This window comes from Streptomyces flavofungini, assembly GCF_030388665.1.
Taxonomy (GTDB): domain Bacteria; phylum Actinomycetota; class Actinomycetes; order Streptomycetales; family Streptomycetaceae; genus Streptomyces; species Streptomyces flavofungini_A.
Map to the genome: position 1 here is coordinate 5,753,371 of NZ_CP128846.1, position 17,412 is coordinate 5,770,782.

Genomic DNA, 17,412 nt, shown 5'->3' on the forward strand with positions numbered 1-17,412 from the left:
GGACACCACAACCGGCACGGCACGCCGCCGAAGCGGCACGACACGCCCCCGACTCCTTGGGTCCCCTTTCCCCCGGGCGTCACCCGCCCGTCATTTGACGGCACCCGCCATGACGCCGGAGACGAACTGACGCTGGAAGGCGAAGAACACCGCCAGCGGGATGACCATGGAGATGAACGCGCCCGGCGCCAGGATCTGCACGTTGTCGCCGAAGAACCGCACCTGCTGCTGCAGCGCCACCGTGATCGGCGGGTTGCCCGCGTCCGCGAAGATCAACGCGATCAGCATGTCGTTCCACACCCACAGGAACTGGAAGATGCCGAGCGAGGCGATCGCGGGCGCGCCGAGCGGCAGCACCACGCGCAGGAAGAGCCGCAGCTCACCGGCCCCGTCGAGCCGGGCCGCCTCCAGGAGCTCGCGCGGGATCTCCGCGAAGAAGTTCCGCAGCAGGAAGATCGCGAACGGCAGGCCGAAGGCGGTGTGGAAGAGCACCACACCCGTCGTCGACTCGAAGATCCCGATCTCGCCGAACAGCTTCGCCACCGGCAGCAGCGCCACCTGCACCGGCACCACGAGCAGGCCCACCACGCCGAGGAACCACCAGTCGCGGCCCGGGAACTCCATCCACGCGAACGCGTAGCCCGCGAGCGAGCCGATCACCACGACGAGCAGCGTCGCCGGCACCGTGATCGCCAGGCTCGTCAGGATCGAGTCGGTGATCGTCTCGTCCTTGAGCAGGTTGGAGTAGTTCTCGAAGGTCAGCTGCGAGGGCTTGGAGAAGACCTTCCACCAGCCGCTCTCGCTCATGTCCTGCGTCGTCCGCAGCGAGCCGAGCATGAGGCCGAGCGTCGGCACCAGCCAGAACAGGCCCACCACGACGAGGAAGACCCGCAGCACACCGCCGCTGACGACCGCGGCGATCCGCCCGCCGAGGGACTGCTCGGCCTTCACGACCTGGACGGGGGACGCCTTGGCCGTCTCACTGCTCGTGGTCATCGCCGCGCCTCCCGCCGCATCCTGCGCATGTTGAACAACATCACCGGAATCACCAGCAGGAACAGCAGCACTGCGATCGCGCTCGCCACGCCCGCGTCCCGGTCGCCGAACGCCGAGTTGTACAGCTGCACCGCGAGGACGTTCGCCTCGTCCTTCGACGAGCCCGGCGGGATCACGAAGACCAGGTCGAAGATCTTCATCACGTTGATCATCAGCGTGACCACGACGACCGCGAGCACCGGCGCGAGCAGCGGCACCGTCACACGACGGAACACCTGCCACTCATTGGCCCCGTCCACGCGCGCCGCCTCCAGGAGCTCACGCGGCACGCTCGCGAGCCCGGCCGCGATCAGGACCATCGCGAACCCGGCCCACATCCAGATGTAGCTGCCGATGATGGCGGGCGTGATCAGGGACGGGCCGAGCCAGTCCACGCCGTTGTACGGCTCACGGAAGTTCGACGCCGGATAGCGCAGTTGAGCCCCGTCGGCCTCCTTGGGCAGGCTGAACGTGCCGTCCGCCGCGGCCTTCGTCGAGGCCACCACCTCGCCGCCCTTGACCGCCTCGATCTTGATGCCGGGGTAGCCGAACTCCGTGGCGTCCGGCGCGTTCAGCTTCCCCCGGCCCTTGCCGCGGGTGAAGTCCTGCCAGGCCGTGCCGGTGACCTTGCCCGGGTCGGCCGCCGCGGCCTTCGCTGACTTGGCGTCGTCGGGCATCTGGTCCGGCGGCACACCGGTGAGCGGCAGCGCCACCGGCTCGCCCGCCCGCACCGGCTCCTTGGTGATGAAGGCGCCGCCGCCCGCCGGCTCCAGCGGGGAGCGGGCGCCGGGGTGGCCCCGGGGGAAGTTCGAGGACTCGGCGAACGTGTCGTGAACGCCCACCCACACGGCGTTCGCGACACCCCGGTCGGGGTCCGAGTCGTACACGAGCCGGAAGATGATGCCCGCCGCCAGCATCGAGATCACCATCGGCATGAAGATGATGAGCTTGAACGCCGTTCCCCAGCGCACCCGTTCGGTGAGGACCGCGAAGATCAGGCCGAGCGCCGTGGTCAGCGCCGGGGCCGCGACCAGCCAGATCGCGTTGTTCTTGACGGCGGTGCGGATCCCGTCGTCGGAGAACATCGTCTCGTAGTTGTCGAGACCGGTGAAGTCACCGGCCTTGTCGAAGAAGCTGCGCCCGACCGAGTAGCCGATCGGATAGAGCACGAGCGCGCCGAGCAGGACGAGGGCGGGCAGCAGGAAGAGGACCGCGACCGTCTTGCGGGTACCGGTGACGCTCCTGCGGGGACCGGCCGGGTGCCGGCCGGTCGTGGAGGTGTGCGGCGTCGCCTCGGCCGGGGGCACCGCCGCGGTGCCCCCGGCATCCGGGTTCGTCATCGCCCGGTCAGCTGTTCTTGTACGCCTTGGCCGCCGCGTCCTCCAGCGTCTGCTGGGTGCCCGCGACGTTCTTCGGGTTCTTCAGGAAGTCCTGCAGCGCCTTCCACTCGCCCTTGCCGGGCGTGCCGCCGAAGGACTGCGGGGCCTGGTCCGACATGTCGAAGCGGATGTCGTCGCCCGCCTTGATCAGGGCGTCGGCGATGCCGCGCTGCACGTCGTTCGGGTACGCCTTCAGGTCCAGGGCCTTGTTCGGCGACACGAAACCGCCCGCCTCGGCCCAGATCTTCGCGGCTTCGGGAGTGGCCAGGAACGTGAGCAGGGCCTGCGCGCCCTTGCTGTCCTTCAGCGCCACGGCCGCGTCACCGCCGACGACGGCCGGCGACTCGTCCCCGACCGCCGGGAACGGGAACACCTTCGCGTCCGTGCCCACCTCGGCCTTGGTCTCCGCGATCGACAGGGACACCATGTCGCCCTCGAAGACCATGCCCGCCTTCGGCTGGTCGCCGCCGGTGAAGGTCTGCTTCACGGACGCGGGGAACTCCGTCTGCAGGGCGCCGTCCGCGCCCCCGGCGATGAACCCCTTCTTGCCGAAGAGTTCACCGAGCGTCGTCAGGGCGGCCTTGACGGACGGATCCGTCCACTTGATCTTGTGCTGGGCGAGCTGGTCGTACTTCTCCGGACCCGCCTGCGAGAGGTAGATGTTCTCGAACCAGTCGGTCAGGGTCCACGCCTCCGCGCCGGCGACGGACATCGGCGTGACGCCCGAGTCGTACACCGTCTGCGACGTCTTCATGAACTCCTTCCAGGTCTTGGGCTCCTGGACGCCGGCGTTCTCGAAGACCTTGGTGTTGTACCAGACCAGCGACTTGTTGGCGGCCTTGAAGTACACGCCGTACTGCTTGCCGTCCACCGCCCCGAGGTCCTGCCAGCCCTGCGCGTAGTTCTTGTCGAGCTGCTTCTGCGCCTCCGGCCCGACCGGCTTGGCCCACTTGTTCGCCACGGCCTGCTCGATCGCGCCGACCTGCGGCAGCATCGCCACGTCCGGCGGCTGGCCGCCCGCCACCTTCGACTCCAGGAAGCTGATGATGGGGTCCTGAGCCGGTACGAACGACACCTCGGCGCCCGTACGCTTCTCGAACTCGTCCAGGACCTTGAGGAACACCTTCCGCTCGGCGCCGCCCCAGACCGCGGCCACCGACACCTTCTCGCCGTCCAGCTTGGGCAGTTGCACGGTGGCCGCGCTCTCCTTGCCGCCACCGCCTGCCTTGTCGTCATCCTTGTCCTTGTCGTCGCCCCCGCAGGCGCTGAGCCCCAGAGCGAGGGCGCCGACGGCGGCGGAGGCGACTATCTTTGCGGCCGCCCCACGCGTGCGACGAGCGCGACGTGTGTTCGGTGTGCGTGTACGAAGAGTGCTGCGCATCACTGCCCCGTTCTCTTCCCCGACAGGTCCCGTTGCGTCTGTCTACGCCCGCGCGGTCAGGGGCGGCAAGATGGTCTACGGCGTCAAGTCGGTGATCGTAATGGCGTTGTGACGTGCCGTCATCTGGCGTGGGCGCCCTTTCGGACGAGGCCCGCCGGGGCTTGCGCCCGCCTTTGCCCCGGCTGCTCCCGCCCGGCCGCCACACCTTCCGTCCCACCGCCACGGCGTGGGTTTCCCCACCCGCCTCGCCTGTGACTGCGGGGCGCGGCTTGCCCTGGCGGGTGGTGGGTGGCGGGGCCGCGTCGTCTGCGCGGCACGCGGGCCAGCGCCTGCCGCCCCGTCGCAGCACGGTGGCTCTCCCACCCGCCCGCCCGCGAGCGTGGGGCGCGGCGTGCCGCAACCGCTGTGGGCAATCGTTCCGCAGGGCGGAACGGGTGGGCACAGCCCCAGGCCGACGGCGCCCGCGACGCGAGGGGGTTCCTTGTCCGGCCCCGGCCCCATGGCCCGCCGTGGGGCCGTCGGGCCCTCCGGTGGGCGATGGGGGAGGGGCGCGGCCGGGCCGAGGGCGTCTGTGAGGTGGGGGCCTTGTCCGGCCCCCGGCCCGGTGGCTCCCTGCGTCGGCCCGGGTCGGCCTCACCGCAAGGAGGGTCGGCCTCACAGCAAGGAAGGGACCCGTTCCGCCGACACCGAGCGCGCCGCGCGCTCCAGCGCGCTGGCGAGCAGGGCCAGGTCCGTCGGCCCGTTCCCCAGCTCCCGCACGGGCCTCCGCGCCGGCGGATCCCCCATCCGCTCCCACTCGACCGGCACCACCGTGGGCCGCAGCGTCGCGGTCCGCGGAATCCGCCCGGTCACCCGCCCGGCCTGGAAGGCGGTCCCCCGCCCGTCCGGGCCCCGCAGCACGCCCCGCCCGGGAGCCGGATCGTCCGCCCCGCCCCCGACCGCGTCGAGCGTGACCAGGAGCCCGGCCCGCCGCCCCACCTCCGAGGCCCCGGCCCGCTCGCCCCGCGCCACCGCGACCAAGTGCACCCCGAGCCGCTCCCCGTCCCGGGCGACCGCCTCCAGGGCCCGCACCACGGACCCGGCTGCGGGCCGCCCCGGCGACCCGAGCGCGGGCGCGAGCAGCGCGTCGAAGTCGTCCACGAGTACGACGAGCCGCGCGAGCGGCGGTCCGGGCTCGGCCCGTCCCGCCGCGAGAGGCCGCAGCCGCATGGTGGCGCGCGTCGGGGCGTCGAGGTCCCCGGAGTCAGGGGTGCTCGTGCCGCGGGGGTCGCCCGACCCACCCGACCCACCCGACCCGCCCGGCCTGCCGGGGCCGTTGGGGCCACCGGAACTACTGGACCCGTCGGATCCGCCGATGTCACCGGACCTGTTGGATCCGCCGGAGCCACCGGGCCTGCTGGACCCGCTGGTTCCGCCGGAGCCACCGGGCCTGCTGGACCCGCTGGTTCCGCCGGGGCCACCGGGCCTGCTGGACCCGCCGAGGTCACCGGACCTACCGGACCTGCCGAGGCCACTGGGCCCACCGGACCCGCCAGACCTGCCGGGGCCACCGGCCCCACCGGCCCCGTCGGACGACTCGGCCCCACCAGACGACCCGGCCCCACCAGACCCGCCGAGGCTCCCCGCCCCCCGGAGGCCACCAGGTCCCCCGGGCGCGGCAGCGCCACCCGCGGCGCCGACCCCCTCGGCCCCGCTCGCTCCACCCGCACGCCCCGTCCCGAGCGACCCCCCGGCCTCCGCCCCGGAGGACCGCTGCGCGACCAGCCGCCCGGAGACCTCCCGCCGCGTGTGCCACTCGGCGAACCCGACCCGCCCCAGCAGCTCCGCCCGCCGCTTCAGCTCGGCCGTCAGGGACTGGGCGAACTCCCGCATCCGGACGGAGTCGTTGGCGGCGAGGTGCGTGGTGACGTGGGGCAGGTCCGTGCAGGCCCGCAGGCCGTCACCCGGACGCTCCCCGCCCCCGAATCCGACCGCGCTCCCGCCGCCCGTCCCGGAGCTGCCGCCCGGTCCGCCGTCGCGGCCGTCGATGAGGACGATCCCGAGCCGGTCGGGCCGTTCGGCCGCCGCGAGGGACGCCGCCACGGACCGCAGCAGCTCCGTGCGCCCGCTGCCCGTGGGCCCCTCGATCAGCAGGTGCGGGCCGTCCACGGCGAGGTCGGCGACCACCGGACCGCGCGCCCCCGCCCCGAGCACCGCCCAGGCCCGCCCGCCCAGCGCCTGCGCGTCGTCCGCGGCGTCCGCCCACCGCGCCATCAGCGACGCGGGCGTGGCCCGGGCAAGCCCCAACTCGTCCAGAAGGCGCGCCGATTGGGGCAGCGGCACGGCCACCCTGGCCTGCCCGCCACCCGCTCCCGCCCCGTCGGGCCGCAGCGGCGCCAGCGCCCGCGCGAACCGCTGCGCCCACGCCGCCGACACCGCGTCCACCACGGCCACCGTGCCCTGCCCCGCGGGCCGCCCGTCCACCGTGCGCAGCACCCGCAGCGCCGTCGCCACGTCCCCGCTGAGCAGCGCCACCGCCCCGCAGGCCCGGAACGCGGGCGACACCTCGCACGCCGCCTCGTACGTGTCCGTCACCGGCGACGTGGGCGACGCCGTCACCGTCTCCGCCAGGCACACCACATGGATCCCGGCCCTGGCTCCTTCGCGCGCGAGCCGCACGGCGGCCTCCCGCAGCCCGGCCGATCCCGGATCCCCGTCCACGACCACCACCGTGCGCGGCCCGGCCGGAAGCGCGCTCTCGGCGGGCCCGTCCGACTGGCCCCCGGAGGACCCCGGTCGGCCGGACGCCGCCCCGAACGCCGCCCCCGCCGCTTCTGCTGGTTCGTCGAGGCGCCGCAGCAACTCGCCCGTCCGGGCCGCCGCCTGGTCCCGGTCGTACGCGAGCAGCAGCCGGCAGTCCTGCCCGTGGCCCGGCCTGACGTGCGGCAGCCAGCCCAGCCAGGACCACTCGTCGGCCCGCTGCCTCGGCGTACGCGTACGGTCCGTGCTGATCAGGACGATCTCCAGGGTGCCGGGCGAGTGCAGCGCCGCCAATTGCGCGAGCACGGACCTCGCCAGACCCGCGAGCCGTCCCCGCGGCCCCGCGAGCCCCAGTGCCCCCGCCTCCCGCAGGCTCACCGTCACCGGCACCGCGGGCAGCAGCCCGTCCGCGCCCGGTGCGGCCCGGTCGACCGTGCCGAGCCGCACGGCCAGCGCCTCCGGGTGCCCGGGGCCGCGCTCCCAGAGCCGTGCCCCCGGGCCGAGCGCCGTCAGGAGCAGCGCCGCCGCGTCGGGCCACGCCTCGGGCACCCGCGCACCCGCGTCGGCCGCCCCCTCGGCGCGGGCCGCCTCCGTCCCGTCCGGCCACCCGTCCTCGTACGCCTCCGCGTTCCGGGGGCCGTCATACGTCTCGTCGTACGCGGCGTGCTCCCGCTCCGCCTCCTCGCCCCGCCCACCGGCCAGCCGCCGCGCCCATGCGGACAGCCCACCGCGCTTGCGCACCCCGCGCGGCACGGTCGTCCCCCGGGGCGGCGTACCGGCCCGGTGCCGCTCCATCTCCGGCACCCCGCCCTGGTGCGGCACCACGGGTGTCTCAGGAGGGGTGGGGGAGCCGGGGGAGCTGGGTGGGGTGGGGGAGGCGGGGGTGCCAGGGGAGGCCGGGGGCATCCCCGAGGCGGTGGGGGGCGTGGGACCCGTGGGGTGCGCGGGAGCTGTCGAGTGCGCTGCCTCCGCAGGATGCGCCGTGCGCGAGGGAGCTGCCGGGCGCGCGGGTGGCGTGGTGGGCACAGGTGTCCCTTGTGCCCCGGGCGTCCCCGGTGCCGCGGGCCCCGCCGGAGCGGCCGGGCTCCCTGGGGACGCAGGCGTGCCAGGCCTCCTGGGGGCCCCGGGAGCTCCAGGCACACCCGAGGTCGCAGAGGTCCCGTGAGCTCCGGGCATCGCAGAGGACCCGGGCACGCCAGAGGCCTCACCGGGCCCCGTCGTCCCCGTAGCCCCGGGCACAGCCTGGGCCCCGGCCACCCCTTGAATCCCAGGCACTCCTTGGGCCCCGGGCGCGGCTTGGGTTCCGGGCACTTCCTGGGCCCCAGGCACCCCAGAAGCCCGAGAAGCCCCAACGCCCCCCGGCGCGCCCAGGTGCCCGTTCTCACCCCCGGGCCCACCGCCAGGCCCGCCTCCGGACCCGTCCGCACTACCCCCAGCGGCCCCCCAGCCCGCTGCCCCGTACGCGTGCTGCGTCGAGCCGTCCCCCGCCCGCGCCTCCCCCGAGGCATCCCCTGGCTGAACATCTCCCGACCGGACATCCCCCGGCCGTACATCCCCCGGCCGTACATCCCCACGCCGCGCGCCCTCCGGCCAGGCACCCCCGGCCTCAGGACCAGGCTGCCGCCCGCCCCCAGCCCCGCCAGGGCCCTCGTGCTCCGAGCCCCGCGGCATGCCGCGTCCCGGGCCCCCTGCGCTCTGCCCAGGCCCCATCGCCCCGTACGCAGGAGCCACCGGCACCCCGTGCCCAGAGCCCGTCGCCCCATGTCCAGAGCCCACCGCGCCCTGCCCGGAGCCCACCGCGCCCTGCCCAGGGACCCCCGCACCCTGCCCAGAGGCACCCACCCCCTGCCCAGGGGCCCCCGCCGCATCCAACGCGGCAACCCGCACCCGCACATGGCCCTCCCCGTCCGAGGCCGTCGGCAGGGGAGCGTCCGCGGCGTCGCCCGCGGTGAGGCGCAGGACGGACTCGCCGACGCGCAGGAGGGAGCCGGAGGGCAGGCGGACCGGGCGGTCGGAGATGGCGCGGCCGTCCACCGTCGTGCCGTTCGTCGAGCCGAGGTCGGTGACCGTGACGCGGCCTTCCGGGTCCAGGGTGACCGCGCAGTGCAGCCGGGAGACGTCCGGGTCGTCGAGGGGGACGTCGGCCTGCGCGGAGCGGCCGAGGCGGATCTGGCCGCCGTGCAGCAGGTGCACACCGCCCGCGTCGGGGCCCGCGACCACGTGCAGCCGGGCGGTGGCCTCGGCCAGGTCGGGGCCCGGCTCGGCGGGGGTACCGACGGACAGCACGGCGCCGTCGACCAGGGGCGGCTCGCCGAGCGTGCAGCGCTGGAGGTCGAGGCGGTCCGACTCGGCGTACAGGACGGTGGGCCCATCGCCCGTGGTCACGGTCGCGGCCAGGCCGGAGGCGACCGCGGCCAGGGCGGTCCCGGCGGGGGCGGTGACCAGCACGTCGCAGGCCGCCGCGGGGCGTCCCCCCGGCTCGGTCTGGCCGCCACGCGGCCCGAGGACGGTCAGCCGGATCTGCATCGCCGTCAGCGGTCCCTTCCTGCGCTGGGCGCCCGGCACGGGGACTCGCGCTGTGATTCCCCCCACCGCACACGGGCACGTCGGCCAGTACGGACAGCATCCTCGCACCTGCCACTGACAACACGCCCGCCCCCCACCCGCATTTGATCTTGATTGGTCGCCTCTGCTCGGAAACGTGCCCGCAAAGTGCCTGCTCGGACCGATGTGGGCGGTGTCGACCACATGGCCGCGGAGCCCCCGGGGGATCGGAGCGGGATGCCAGCCGGGACGTGAGCCGAGGTCGGGGCCGGGGCGGGGCCCGCGCCGGGACCGCAGTCCGCTTCCCCGTCTCGCGGCAGCGCCGCGCACCTCATCGGCAACCAACCGCGCTGGTCGAGCGTCTTCCCTCCGAACAAAGGTCCGTCGCGGGTCCGATTCCGGCCGCCAGCAGGCGCAAGATCGTCGGACGGTGCCCCGTTCGGCGGCACTACAGTGGGTCGGAACGCTGTGCCGGACGACGGGGCGGCGAGGAGCACACCAGCACCGCGGGACAGCGGGACGGCGCCACCGCGAGAGCGGGGCGGCGCAGCCGCACCGCAGGACCACAGACCAGCCAGATCAGCAGGGAGCGCATGACGTGCGGCCGGTAGGCAGCAAGTACCTGCTCGAGGAGCCGCTCGGGCGCGGCGCCACGGGCACCGTCTGGCGAGCCCGCCAGCGGGAGACCGCGGGCGCCGAGGCGGCCGTTCCCGGCCAGCCCGGCGAGACCGTCGCGATCAAGGTCCTCAAGGAGGAGCTGGCCAACGACCCGGACGTGGTGATGCGCTTCCTGAGAGAGCGCTCCGTCCTGCTCAGGCTGACGCACCCGAACATCGTGCGGACCCGCGACCTGGTCGTCGAGGGCGATCTGCTCGCGCTGGTCATGGACCTCGTCGAGGGCCCCGACCTGCACAAGTACCTGCGTGAGAACGGCCCGTTCACGCCCGCCGCGGCCGCCCTGCTCACCGCCCAGATCGCCGACGCGCTCGCCGCGAGCCACGCCGACGGCGTCGTGCACCGCGACCTGAAGCCCGCGAACGTCCTGGTCAAGCAGGACGCCGGCGGAATGCACCCGATGCTCACGGACTTCGGCATCGCCCGCCTCGCCGACTCCCCGGGCCTGACCCGCACCCAGGAGTTCGTCGGCACGCCCGCGTACGTCGCGCCGGAGTCCGCCGAGGGCCGCCCGCAGACGAGCGCCGTCGACATCTACGGCGCGGGCATCCTGCTGTACGAGCTGGTCACGGGCCGGCCGCCGTTCGCCGGGGGCTCCGCCCTCGAAGTGCTGCACCAGCACCTGAGCGCCGAGCCGCGCCGCCCCTCGACCGTGCCCGACCCGCTGTGGACGGTCATCGAGCGCTGCCTCAGCAAGGACCCCGACCGCCGCCCCAGCGCCGAGAACCTGGCGCGCGGTCTGCGTGCCGTCGCCGACGGCATCGGGGTGCACGCCGGCGCCGCCCAGATCGCCGCCGCGGAGGGCGTGGCCGCCCTGCTCGCCCCGGACCCGTCGCCCGCCCCGGTGCCGGACACCCCGGGCGCGGCCGACCCCACCCAGGTGCTGCCGAGCACCGGGGGCGGATACGACCCGGCCGCCGCCACCAGCGCCCTGCCGCACACCGGCGGCCCCCAGGGCCCGAACGCCGACCCGACGGCCGTCATGCCGCCCGTGGGCCACAACCAGGGCGGCCACCCCGACGACCCGCACCCCTGGCAGAACCAGATGCGCGCGGCCCGCGACCGCAACGACCAGACGCAGGTGCAGTACCTGGACCCGAGCCAGGACCCGCTGCGCCGCCGTCCGCAGCGCCAGGTGGCCCGCCCGCAGCAGCCCCAGCAGCCCCAGCCGTACGCCCCGCAGCACCAGCCGCAGCCGTACCAGCCGCCGCAGCAGCCGCGCCAGATGCAGCCGCAGCCCCAGCCGTACGCTCCCCAGCCGCAGCCCTACCAGCCGCCGCCGCAGCAGCCCGCTCCGCCGCCGCAGCCCGCGGCCCCCGAGCCGCGCCGCCAGCGGCAGCCGAACCCGAACCGGACCCGGATCCCCGGCCTCGGCTGCCTCAAGGGCTGCCTGGTCGTGCTCGTGATCCTGTTCATCGCGAGCTGGCTGGTCTGGGAGCTGAGCCCGCTCCAGGACTGGATCGGCACGACGAAGAGCTACTGGGACCAGATCAAGGACGTCTACAACACGGTGTCCGACTGGTCGAGCAAGATCAACGGGAACTGAGCGGGAGCGAGCGGCAGCTGAGAGTCGGCCTGGTTCGGGAGCCGAACCGGGCCGACTCTGTTGATTTGTCGACTCCTGCGGGGTGATTTCCCGTGCGGATGTGATGGTTGGTGCCCTGGCCGCGTAGTTTTGGGCCAACACACATCCGTAGGAGCAGTCTTGGGACGGAAGATCGGCAGCCGGTACACGGCCCACCAGATTCTGGGACGGGGCAGCGCCGGCACGGTGTGGCTCGGCGAGGGGCCCGAAGGTCCTGTCGCCATCAAGCTGCTGCGCGAGGACCTGGCGTCCGACCAGGAGCTCGTCGGCCGCTTCGTCCAGGAGCGCACGGCGCTGCTCAGCCTCGACCACGCGCGCGTGGTGGGCGTCCACGACCTGGTGGTCGACGGCAACGACCTGGCCCTGGTGATGGACCTCGTACGGGGCACGGATCTGCGCACGCGCCTGGAGCGCGAGCGCAGGCTCGCCCCCGAGGCCGCCGTCGCGATCGTCGCGGACGTCGCCGACGCGCTCGCCGCGGCGCACGCGGCGGGCATCGTGCACCGCGACGTGAAGCCCGAGAACGTCCTCCTCGACATGCAGGGCCCCCTCGGCCCCGGTGGGTCGCACCCGGCCCTCCTCACCGACTTCGGCGTCGCCAAGCTCATCGACTCGCCGCGCCGCACCCGCGCCACGAAGATCATCGGCACGCCGGACTACCTGGCCCCCGAGATCATCGAGGGCCTGCCCCCGCGCGCGGCCGTCGACATCTACGCCCTCGCCACCGTCCTGTACGAGCTGCTCGCGGGCTTCACCCCGTTCGGCGGCGGCCACCCCGGGGCCGTCCTGCGCCGCCACGTCACCGAGACCGTGGTCCCGCTGCCCGGCATCCCCGACGAGCTCTGGCAGCTCATGGTCCAGTGCCTGGCCAAGGCCCCCGCCTCCCGCCTGCGCGCGTCCGAGCTGGGCGCCCGGCTGCGCGAGCAGCTGCCCCTGCTCGCGGGCATGCCGCCCCTGGACGTCGACGAGCCCGAGGCGGAGCCCGCCGACGAGCCGTACGAGGAGACGTCCCCGGAACCGCACGAGAAGCCCCCGCGGCGCGGAGCCGTCCCCCTGGTCCCCGGCGCGGCACCCCCGGACGCCAACCGCGACACGCACACCTCCATGCGCGTCCCCGCCCCCGACGAGCTGGCCGGCGGCGCCCGCGGCACGGCCCGCGCCCCCCGCGCCACGGGCACCGTCCGCCCCGGCTCGGCCCGCCACCGCGCCTCGGCGAGGCGCCGCCGGATCACGCTCGGCGTGGCGGGCGTCGTCCTCGCCGCGGCGGTCGGCGGGGGAGCCTGGTACGCCACATCGGGGGACGACAGCGACCCCGCGACCCCCGACAACAGCAACTCGGCGCCGCCGGTCCCGTAGGCTCCCGGCCCGCCGCCGGGGGAAGACCGCTTGCCGTAGCCGTTACGCTGGTGTGGTGGCAGTCGTCGACGTATCCGAAGAGCTCAAGTCCCTCTCCTCGACCATGGAGTCGATCGAGGCCGTCCTGGACCTCGACAAGCTGAGGGCAGACATCGCCGTGCTCGAGGAGCAGGCGGCCGCGCCGTCCCTCTGGGACGACCCGGACGAGGCGCAGAAGATCACCAGCAAGCTGAGCCACCTCCAGGCGGAGGTGCGCAAGGCCGAGTCGCTGCGCGGGCGTATCGACGACCTGGGCGTGCTCTTCGAGATGGCCGAGGAGGAGGACGACCCGGACACGCGCGCGGAGGCCGAGTCGGAGCTCGCCGCGGTCAAGAAGGCGCTGGACGAGATGGAGGTCCGCACCCTCCTGTCCGGGGAGTACGACGCCCGTGAGGCGGTCGTCACCATCCGCGCGGAGGCCGGCGGCGTCGACGCCTCCGACTTCGCCGAGAAGCTCCAGCGGATGTACCTGCGCTGGGCGGAGCGCCTCGGCTACAAGACCGAGCTGTACGAGACGTCGTACGCGGAAGAGGCCGGCATCAAGTCGACCACCTTCGCCGTGCAGGCTCCGTACGCCTACGGCACGCTCTCCGTGGAGCAGGGCACGCACCGCCTGGTGCGCATCTCGCCGTTCGACAACCAGGGCCGTCGCCAGACGTCCTTCGCGGGCGTCGAGGTCCTCCCGGTGGTCGAGCAGACGGACCACATCGAGATCGACGAGAGCGAGCTGCGCGTCGACGTGTACCGCTCCTCGGGCCCCGGCGGCCAGGGCGTGAACACGACCGACTCCGCGGTCCGCCTGACCCACCTGCCGACCGGCATCGTCGTCTCCTGTCAGAACGAGCGCTCGCAGATCCAGAACAAGGCGACCGCGATGAACGTCCTCCAGGCGAAGCTCCTCGAGCGCCGCCGCCAGGAGGAGCAGGCCAAGATGAACGCCCTGAAGGGCGACGGCGGCAACTCCTGGGGCAACCAGATGCGTTCCTACGTCCTGCACCCGTACCAAATGGTGAAGGACCTGCGCACGGAGTTCGAAGTCGGCAATCCCGAGGCCGTGTTCAACGGCGAGATCGACGGCTTCCTGGAGGCCGGAATTCGCTGGCGCAAGCAGCAGGAGAAGTAATTTCGGCGCTTTGTCGACATAACCAGCCGCATTGAGGCGGCCGGGCGTCGAGGCGAGAGCAAAGGCAACTGCGTCCCCCTGGGCCGCGGTTGCCTTTGTTTATGGGCCTCCAGTCGTTTCCTGTGGGGTTCTTGAGCCTTTTACGTCACAGTCACATGTCCGTACGCCGGTCAACTGTCCCCATAACGGGCATCGCGCCCGCAACGACCTTGACGGTGCTTCGAAAACTGGAAAGGCTAGCGAGCGGCATGCGTATCTCCGGTGCGCGTGTGATCCGGGGGGCCGAAGGTGAGTCACCCCGCGACCGCGATCCGGGGCGCTGCCTCACTGACGATTCAGCTACTGGGGGTAGCAGCCAGATGACGAAGAAGACGCGGATCCGCGTCGCGCGGATAGCCGCCGGCGCAGTGATCGCCGCGGGCGCCTCGCTGACCGCCGCCGGCGCCGCATCGGCCCTGGACGTCGGCGTCGAGCTCGGCGGGACCGGCGCCAGCGCCTCCGCCGACGAGAACGGCATCGGCGTCGACGTCGACCTGCCGGGCGACGACGAGGACCCGGACGAGCCGACGGACCCGCCCACGGAGCCGACGGACCCGCCGACCGAGCCGACGGACCCGCCGACCGAGCCGACGGACCCGCCCACGGAGCCGACGGACCCGCCGACCGAGCCGACGGACCCGCCCACGGAGCCGACGGACCCGCCCACCGAGCCCACGGACCCGCCCACCCAGCCCACCGACCCGGGTGACAACGGCACGGGCGGCGGCACCGGTGGCAACGGCGGCAACGACACCGACCCCGCCGGCGGTGGCTCCAACCCCGCCGAGCAGGGCGGCAAGGACAGCCTGACCGACGCCGGCTCCAAGCCGGTCGAGCGGGTCTCCGACACCGGCAGCGGCAAGAACGACGGCGAGCTCGCCGAGACGGGCGCCACCGAGACCACCTTCCTGATCATCGGTGCCGCCACCATGATCGCCGGTGGCATCGGCTTCCGCTTCCTGCCGCGCCTGGCCGGCAACCGCGGCGCCGCCGCCTGATCGGGCGAGGTGCCTTGGAGGGAAATGTGCGTGACGCGGCGCGTACGGAGACGTACGCGCCGTAGCGGATGCCCCTCGGGAGCCGACTGAACACGCGGAAGGGCCCGGAGCCGATGTGGCTCCGGGCCCTTCCGCGTCGTGCGTGTCCGACGTACGTCTTCGGTGTGTGCGGCCTCACTGTCCGTGTGCCGCTTCGTGCCGCTTCGTGCCGCTTCGTGCCGCCGTCCCCGGCGATCACCCGGCCCCGGGCCGGGCGGTCCGCCCGGCCAGGATCAGAGCCCAACGGCTACGCGGTCTGGTGCGCCAGCAGGGCCATCGCCGTGATCAGCACCACAAGGAGCCCTATCAGGGCCGCGGGGCTGAGGCCGCCGAAGGGGCCCTCGTGCTGCATCCGCTCCCGGTTCGCCCGGCACACGGGGCAGCGGCCCTCGCTCACAGGCGCCGCGCAGTTCGCGCACACCAACCTGTCATAGGTCATGCGCTTCTCCTCCCGCACAGTCTCAGCCTGCCCAACGCTCGGGGAACCTCAACCGTTCCCCCTACCACTGTGCCAGCTTCCGCGGAATTCGGCGCGGCCCGTCGTCCCGCCCCGGTTGACGCCCGCACCGCCCCGGCCGCGGGAGGCCGCCCCCGCGGCCCCGGGCGCCCCATTTGTTCCTGGTCGGATCCGCAACAAACCGCGCAACTCAGGACGCCGACTGCGCGGCCCCTTCCGCTTCGCGTATGGTCACGCTCACCTACCCCCGGCTACCCGTGGTGCATCCGTGATCCGATTCGACAATGTGTCCAAGGCCTATCCGAAGCAGAACCGCCCGGCCCTCCGCGATGTGTCGCTGGAGATCGAGAAGGGCGAGTTCGTCTTCCTGGTGGGGTCATCCGGCTCCGGAAAGTCGACCTTCCTGCGGCTGATCCTCCGCGAGGAGCGCACCAGCCACGGCCAGGTGCACGTCCTGGGCAAGGACCTGGCCCGGCTCTCCAACTGGAAGGTGCCGCACATGCGCCGCCAGCTGGGCACCGTCTTCCAGGACTTCCGCCTCCTGCCGAACAAGACCGTCGCCGAGAACGTGGCCTTCGCCCAGGAGGTCATCGGCAAGTCGCGCGGCGAGATCCGCAAGTCCGTGCCCCAGGTCCTCGACCTCGTCGGCCTCGGCGGCAAGGAGGACCGGATGCCCGGTGAGCTCTCCGGCGGTGAGCAGCAGCGCGTGGCCATCGCCCGCGCCTTCGTCAACCGGCCGAAGCTCCTGATCGCCGACGAGCCCACGGGCAACCTCGACCCGCAGACCTCGGTCGGCATCATGAAGCTCCTCGACCGCATCAACCGGACCGGCACCACCGTCGTGATGGCCACCCACGATCAGCAGATCGTGGACCAGATGCGCAAGCGCGTCATCGAGCTGGAGAAGGGCCGCCTGGTCCGCGACCAGTCCCGCGGCGTCTACGGCTACCAGCACTGACCCGGCCGTCGGCGCGCACGCCGCCGCTCCTGCCGTACCGCTCCCCCTGATCCATTGAAAGGCCGCCATGCGCGCCCAGTTCGTCCTGTCGGAGATCGGCGTCGGTCTCCGCCGCAATCTCACGATGACCTTCGCGGTCGTCGTCTCCGTAGCGCTCTCGCTCGCCCTCTTCGGCGGCTCGCTGCTCATGCGCGACCAGGTGAGCACGATGAAGGGCTACTGGTACGACAAGGTCAACGTCTCGATCTTCCTGTGCAACAAGGCGGACGCCGAGCAGGACCCCAAGTGCGCCAAGGGCGCCGTCACGAACGAGCAGAAGGACCGGATCCTCACCGACCTGAAGAAGATGCCGGTCGTCGACACGGTCCAGCACGAGACGGCGGACCAGGCGTACAAGCACTACAAGGAGCAGTTCGGCGACTCCCCGCTGTCCAGCTCGCTGACGCCGGACCAGATGCAGGAGTCGTACCGCATCAAGCTGAAGGACCCGGAGAAGTACCAGGTGGTCGCGACCGCCTTCTCCGGAAGGGACGGCGTGCAGTCCGTGGAGGACCAGAAGGGCGTCCTCGACAACCTCTTCGAGCTGCTCAACGGCATGAACTGGGCGGCGCTCGCGGTGATGGCGCTGATGCTCGTCGTCGCGCTGATGCTGATCGTCAACACGGTGCGCGTATCGGCGTTCAGCCGTCGCCGTGAAACCGGGATCATGCGGCTCGTCGGCGCGTCCAGCTTCTACATCCAGATGCCGTTCATCCTGGAGGCGGCGGTCGCCGGACTGATCGGCGGCGCGCTCGCGTGCGGATTCCTGCTCCTCGGCCGCTACTTCATCATCGACCACGGCCTGGAGCTGTCCGAGAAGCTCAACCTGATCAACTTCATCGGCTGGGACGCGGTGCTCGCGAAGCTGCCGCTGGTGCTGGCCATCGGCCTGTTGATGCCGGCCCTTGCCGCTTTCTTCGCCCTGCGCAAGTACCTGAAGGTGTGAGACAGCAGGTATCTCGCGCGCCTTTGAGTGTGAGGAGTGCCTCGTGCGCCGTGCGGTCAACCGGCCGTACGGCGCACGTC

11 protein-coding genes and 1 pseudogene are annotated in these 17,412 nt (G+C 73.1%); 6 read left to right on the top strand and 6 right to left on the bottom strand.

Annotation, left to right across the window (positions count from 1 at the left end; translation table 11 throughout):
* Positions 1-90: 90 nt before the first annotated feature.
* The 5 genes and pseudogenes from QUY26_RS24365 to QUY26_RS41205 all read right to left on the bottom strand — a co-directional run.
* Complete coding sequence (locus tag QUY26_RS24365; protein ID WP_289950156.1) at positions 91-996, bottom strand: carbohydrate ABC transporter permease; 906 nt, start codon at positions 994-996, stop codon at positions 91-93.
* Positions 993-2,375, bottom strand: coding sequence for a carbohydrate ABC transporter permease (locus QUY26_RS24370; protein ID WP_289950158.1), 1,383 nt, complete (start codon positions 2,373-2,375; stop codon positions 993-995). Before QUY26_RS24370 ends, QUY26_RS24365 begins: the two co-directional genes overlap by 4 nt.
* A 7-nt stretch (positions 2,376-2,382) precedes the next feature.
* The gene (locus tag QUY26_RS24375; RefSeq protein ID WP_289950161.1) at positions 2,383-3,795 is read right to left on the bottom strand and encodes an ABC transporter substrate-binding protein; all 1,413 of its coding nucleotides are present in this window, start codon (positions 3,793-3,795) and stop codon (positions 2,383-2,385) included.
* A 654-nt stretch (positions 3,796-4,449) separates the two neighbouring features.
* Positions 4,450-7,710, bottom strand: coding sequence for an FtsK/SpoIIIE domain-containing protein (locus QUY26_RS24380; protein WP_436840525.1), 3,261 nt, complete (start codon positions 7,708-7,710; stop codon positions 4,450-4,452).
* Positions 7,711-8,541: 831 nt separating this feature from the next.
* A pseudogene (locus tag QUY26_RS41205) lies at positions 8,542-9,060 on the bottom strand (FHA domain-containing protein); the annotation flags it as partial.
* A 616-nt stretch (positions 9,061-9,676) separates the two neighbouring features.
* Between QUY26_RS41205 and QUY26_RS24385 the strand changes: the two are divergent.
* The 4 genes from QUY26_RS24385 to QUY26_RS24400 all read left to right on the top strand — a co-directional run bounded on the left by QUY26_RS24385 (position 9,677) and on the right by QUY26_RS24400 (position 14,893).
* The gene (locus tag QUY26_RS24385) at positions 9,677-11,299 is read left to right on the top strand and encodes a serine/threonine-protein kinase (RefSeq protein WP_289950167.1); all 1,623 of its coding nucleotides are present in this window, start codon (positions 9,677-9,679) and stop codon (positions 11,297-11,299) included.
* Between the two features lie 159 nt (positions 11,300-11,458).
* Positions 11,459-12,694: a serine/threonine-protein kinase gene (locus tag QUY26_RS24390; RefSeq protein ID WP_289950169.1), complete on the top strand. Its 1,236-nt coding sequence runs from the start codon at positions 11,459-11,461 to the stop codon at positions 12,692-12,694.
* Positions 12,695-12,749: 55 nt separating this feature from the next.
* A complete protein-coding gene (gene prfB / locus QUY26_RS24395) occupies positions 12,750-13,856 on the top strand; it encodes a peptide chain release factor 2 (RefSeq protein WP_289950170.1) in 1,107 nt (368 codons plus the stop codon).
* A gap of 359 nt (positions 13,857-14,215) precedes the next feature.
* Complete coding sequence (locus tag QUY26_RS24400; RefSeq protein WP_289950171.1) at positions 14,216-14,893, top strand: hypothetical protein; 678 nt, start codon at positions 14,216-14,218, stop codon at positions 14,891-14,893.
* A gap of 286 nt (positions 14,894-15,179) precedes the next feature.
* On the opposite strand, the gene QUY26_RS24405 is transcribed toward QUY26_RS24400, so the two are convergent.
* A complete protein-coding gene (locus QUY26_RS24405) occupies positions 15,180-15,371 on the bottom strand; it encodes a hypothetical protein (protein WP_030358418.1) in 192 nt (63 codons plus the stop codon).
* 286 nt (positions 15,372-15,657) lie between these two features.
* Between QUY26_RS24405 and ftsE the strand changes: the two genes are divergently transcribed.
* A complete protein-coding gene (gene ftsE, locus QUY26_RS24410) occupies positions 15,658-16,347 on the top strand; it encodes a cell division ATP-binding protein FtsE (protein ID WP_016644946.1) in 690 nt (229 codons plus the stop codon).
* A 67-nt stretch (positions 16,348-16,414) separates the two neighbouring features.
* Positions 16,415-17,332, top strand: a complete 918-nt coding sequence (gene ftsX / locus QUY26_RS24415; RefSeq protein ID WP_289950181.1) for a permease-like cell division protein FtsX — start codon at positions 16,415-16,417, stop codon at positions 17,330-17,332.
* Positions 17,333-17,412: the final 80 nt, after the last annotated feature.

What these genes read in the sequence shown, in the direction of transcription:
- QUY26_RS24365 (WP_289950156.1), bottom strand. Translation starts at nt 996, where the DNA reads ATGACCACGAGCAGTGAGACGGCCAAGGCGTCCCCCGTCCAGGTCGTG.
- QUY26_RS24370 (WP_289950158.1), bottom strand. Translation starts at nt 2,375, where the DNA reads ATGACGAACCCGGATGCCGGGGGCACCGCGGCGGTGCCCCCGGCCGAG.
- QUY26_RS24375 (WP_289950161.1), bottom strand. Translation starts at nt 3,795, where the DNA reads ATGCGCAGCACTCTTCGTACACGCACACCGAACACACGTCGCGCTCGT.
- QUY26_RS24380 (WP_436840525.1), bottom strand. Translation starts at nt 7,710, where the DNA reads ATGCCCGGAGCTCACGGGACCTCTGCGACCTCGGGTGTGCCTGGAGCT.
- QUY26_RS24400 (WP_289950171.1), top strand. Translation starts at nt 14,216, where the DNA reads ATGACGAAGAAGACGCGGATCCGCGTCGCGCGGATAGCCGCCGGCGCA.
- QUY26_RS24405 (WP_030358418.1), bottom strand. Translation starts at nt 15,371, where the DNA reads ATGACCTATGACAGGTTGGTGTGCGCGAACTGCGCGGCGCCTGTGAGC.
- ftsX (WP_289950181.1), top strand. Translation starts at nt 16,415, where the DNA reads ATGCGCGCCCAGTTCGTCCTGTCGGAGATCGGCGTCGGTCTCCGCCGC.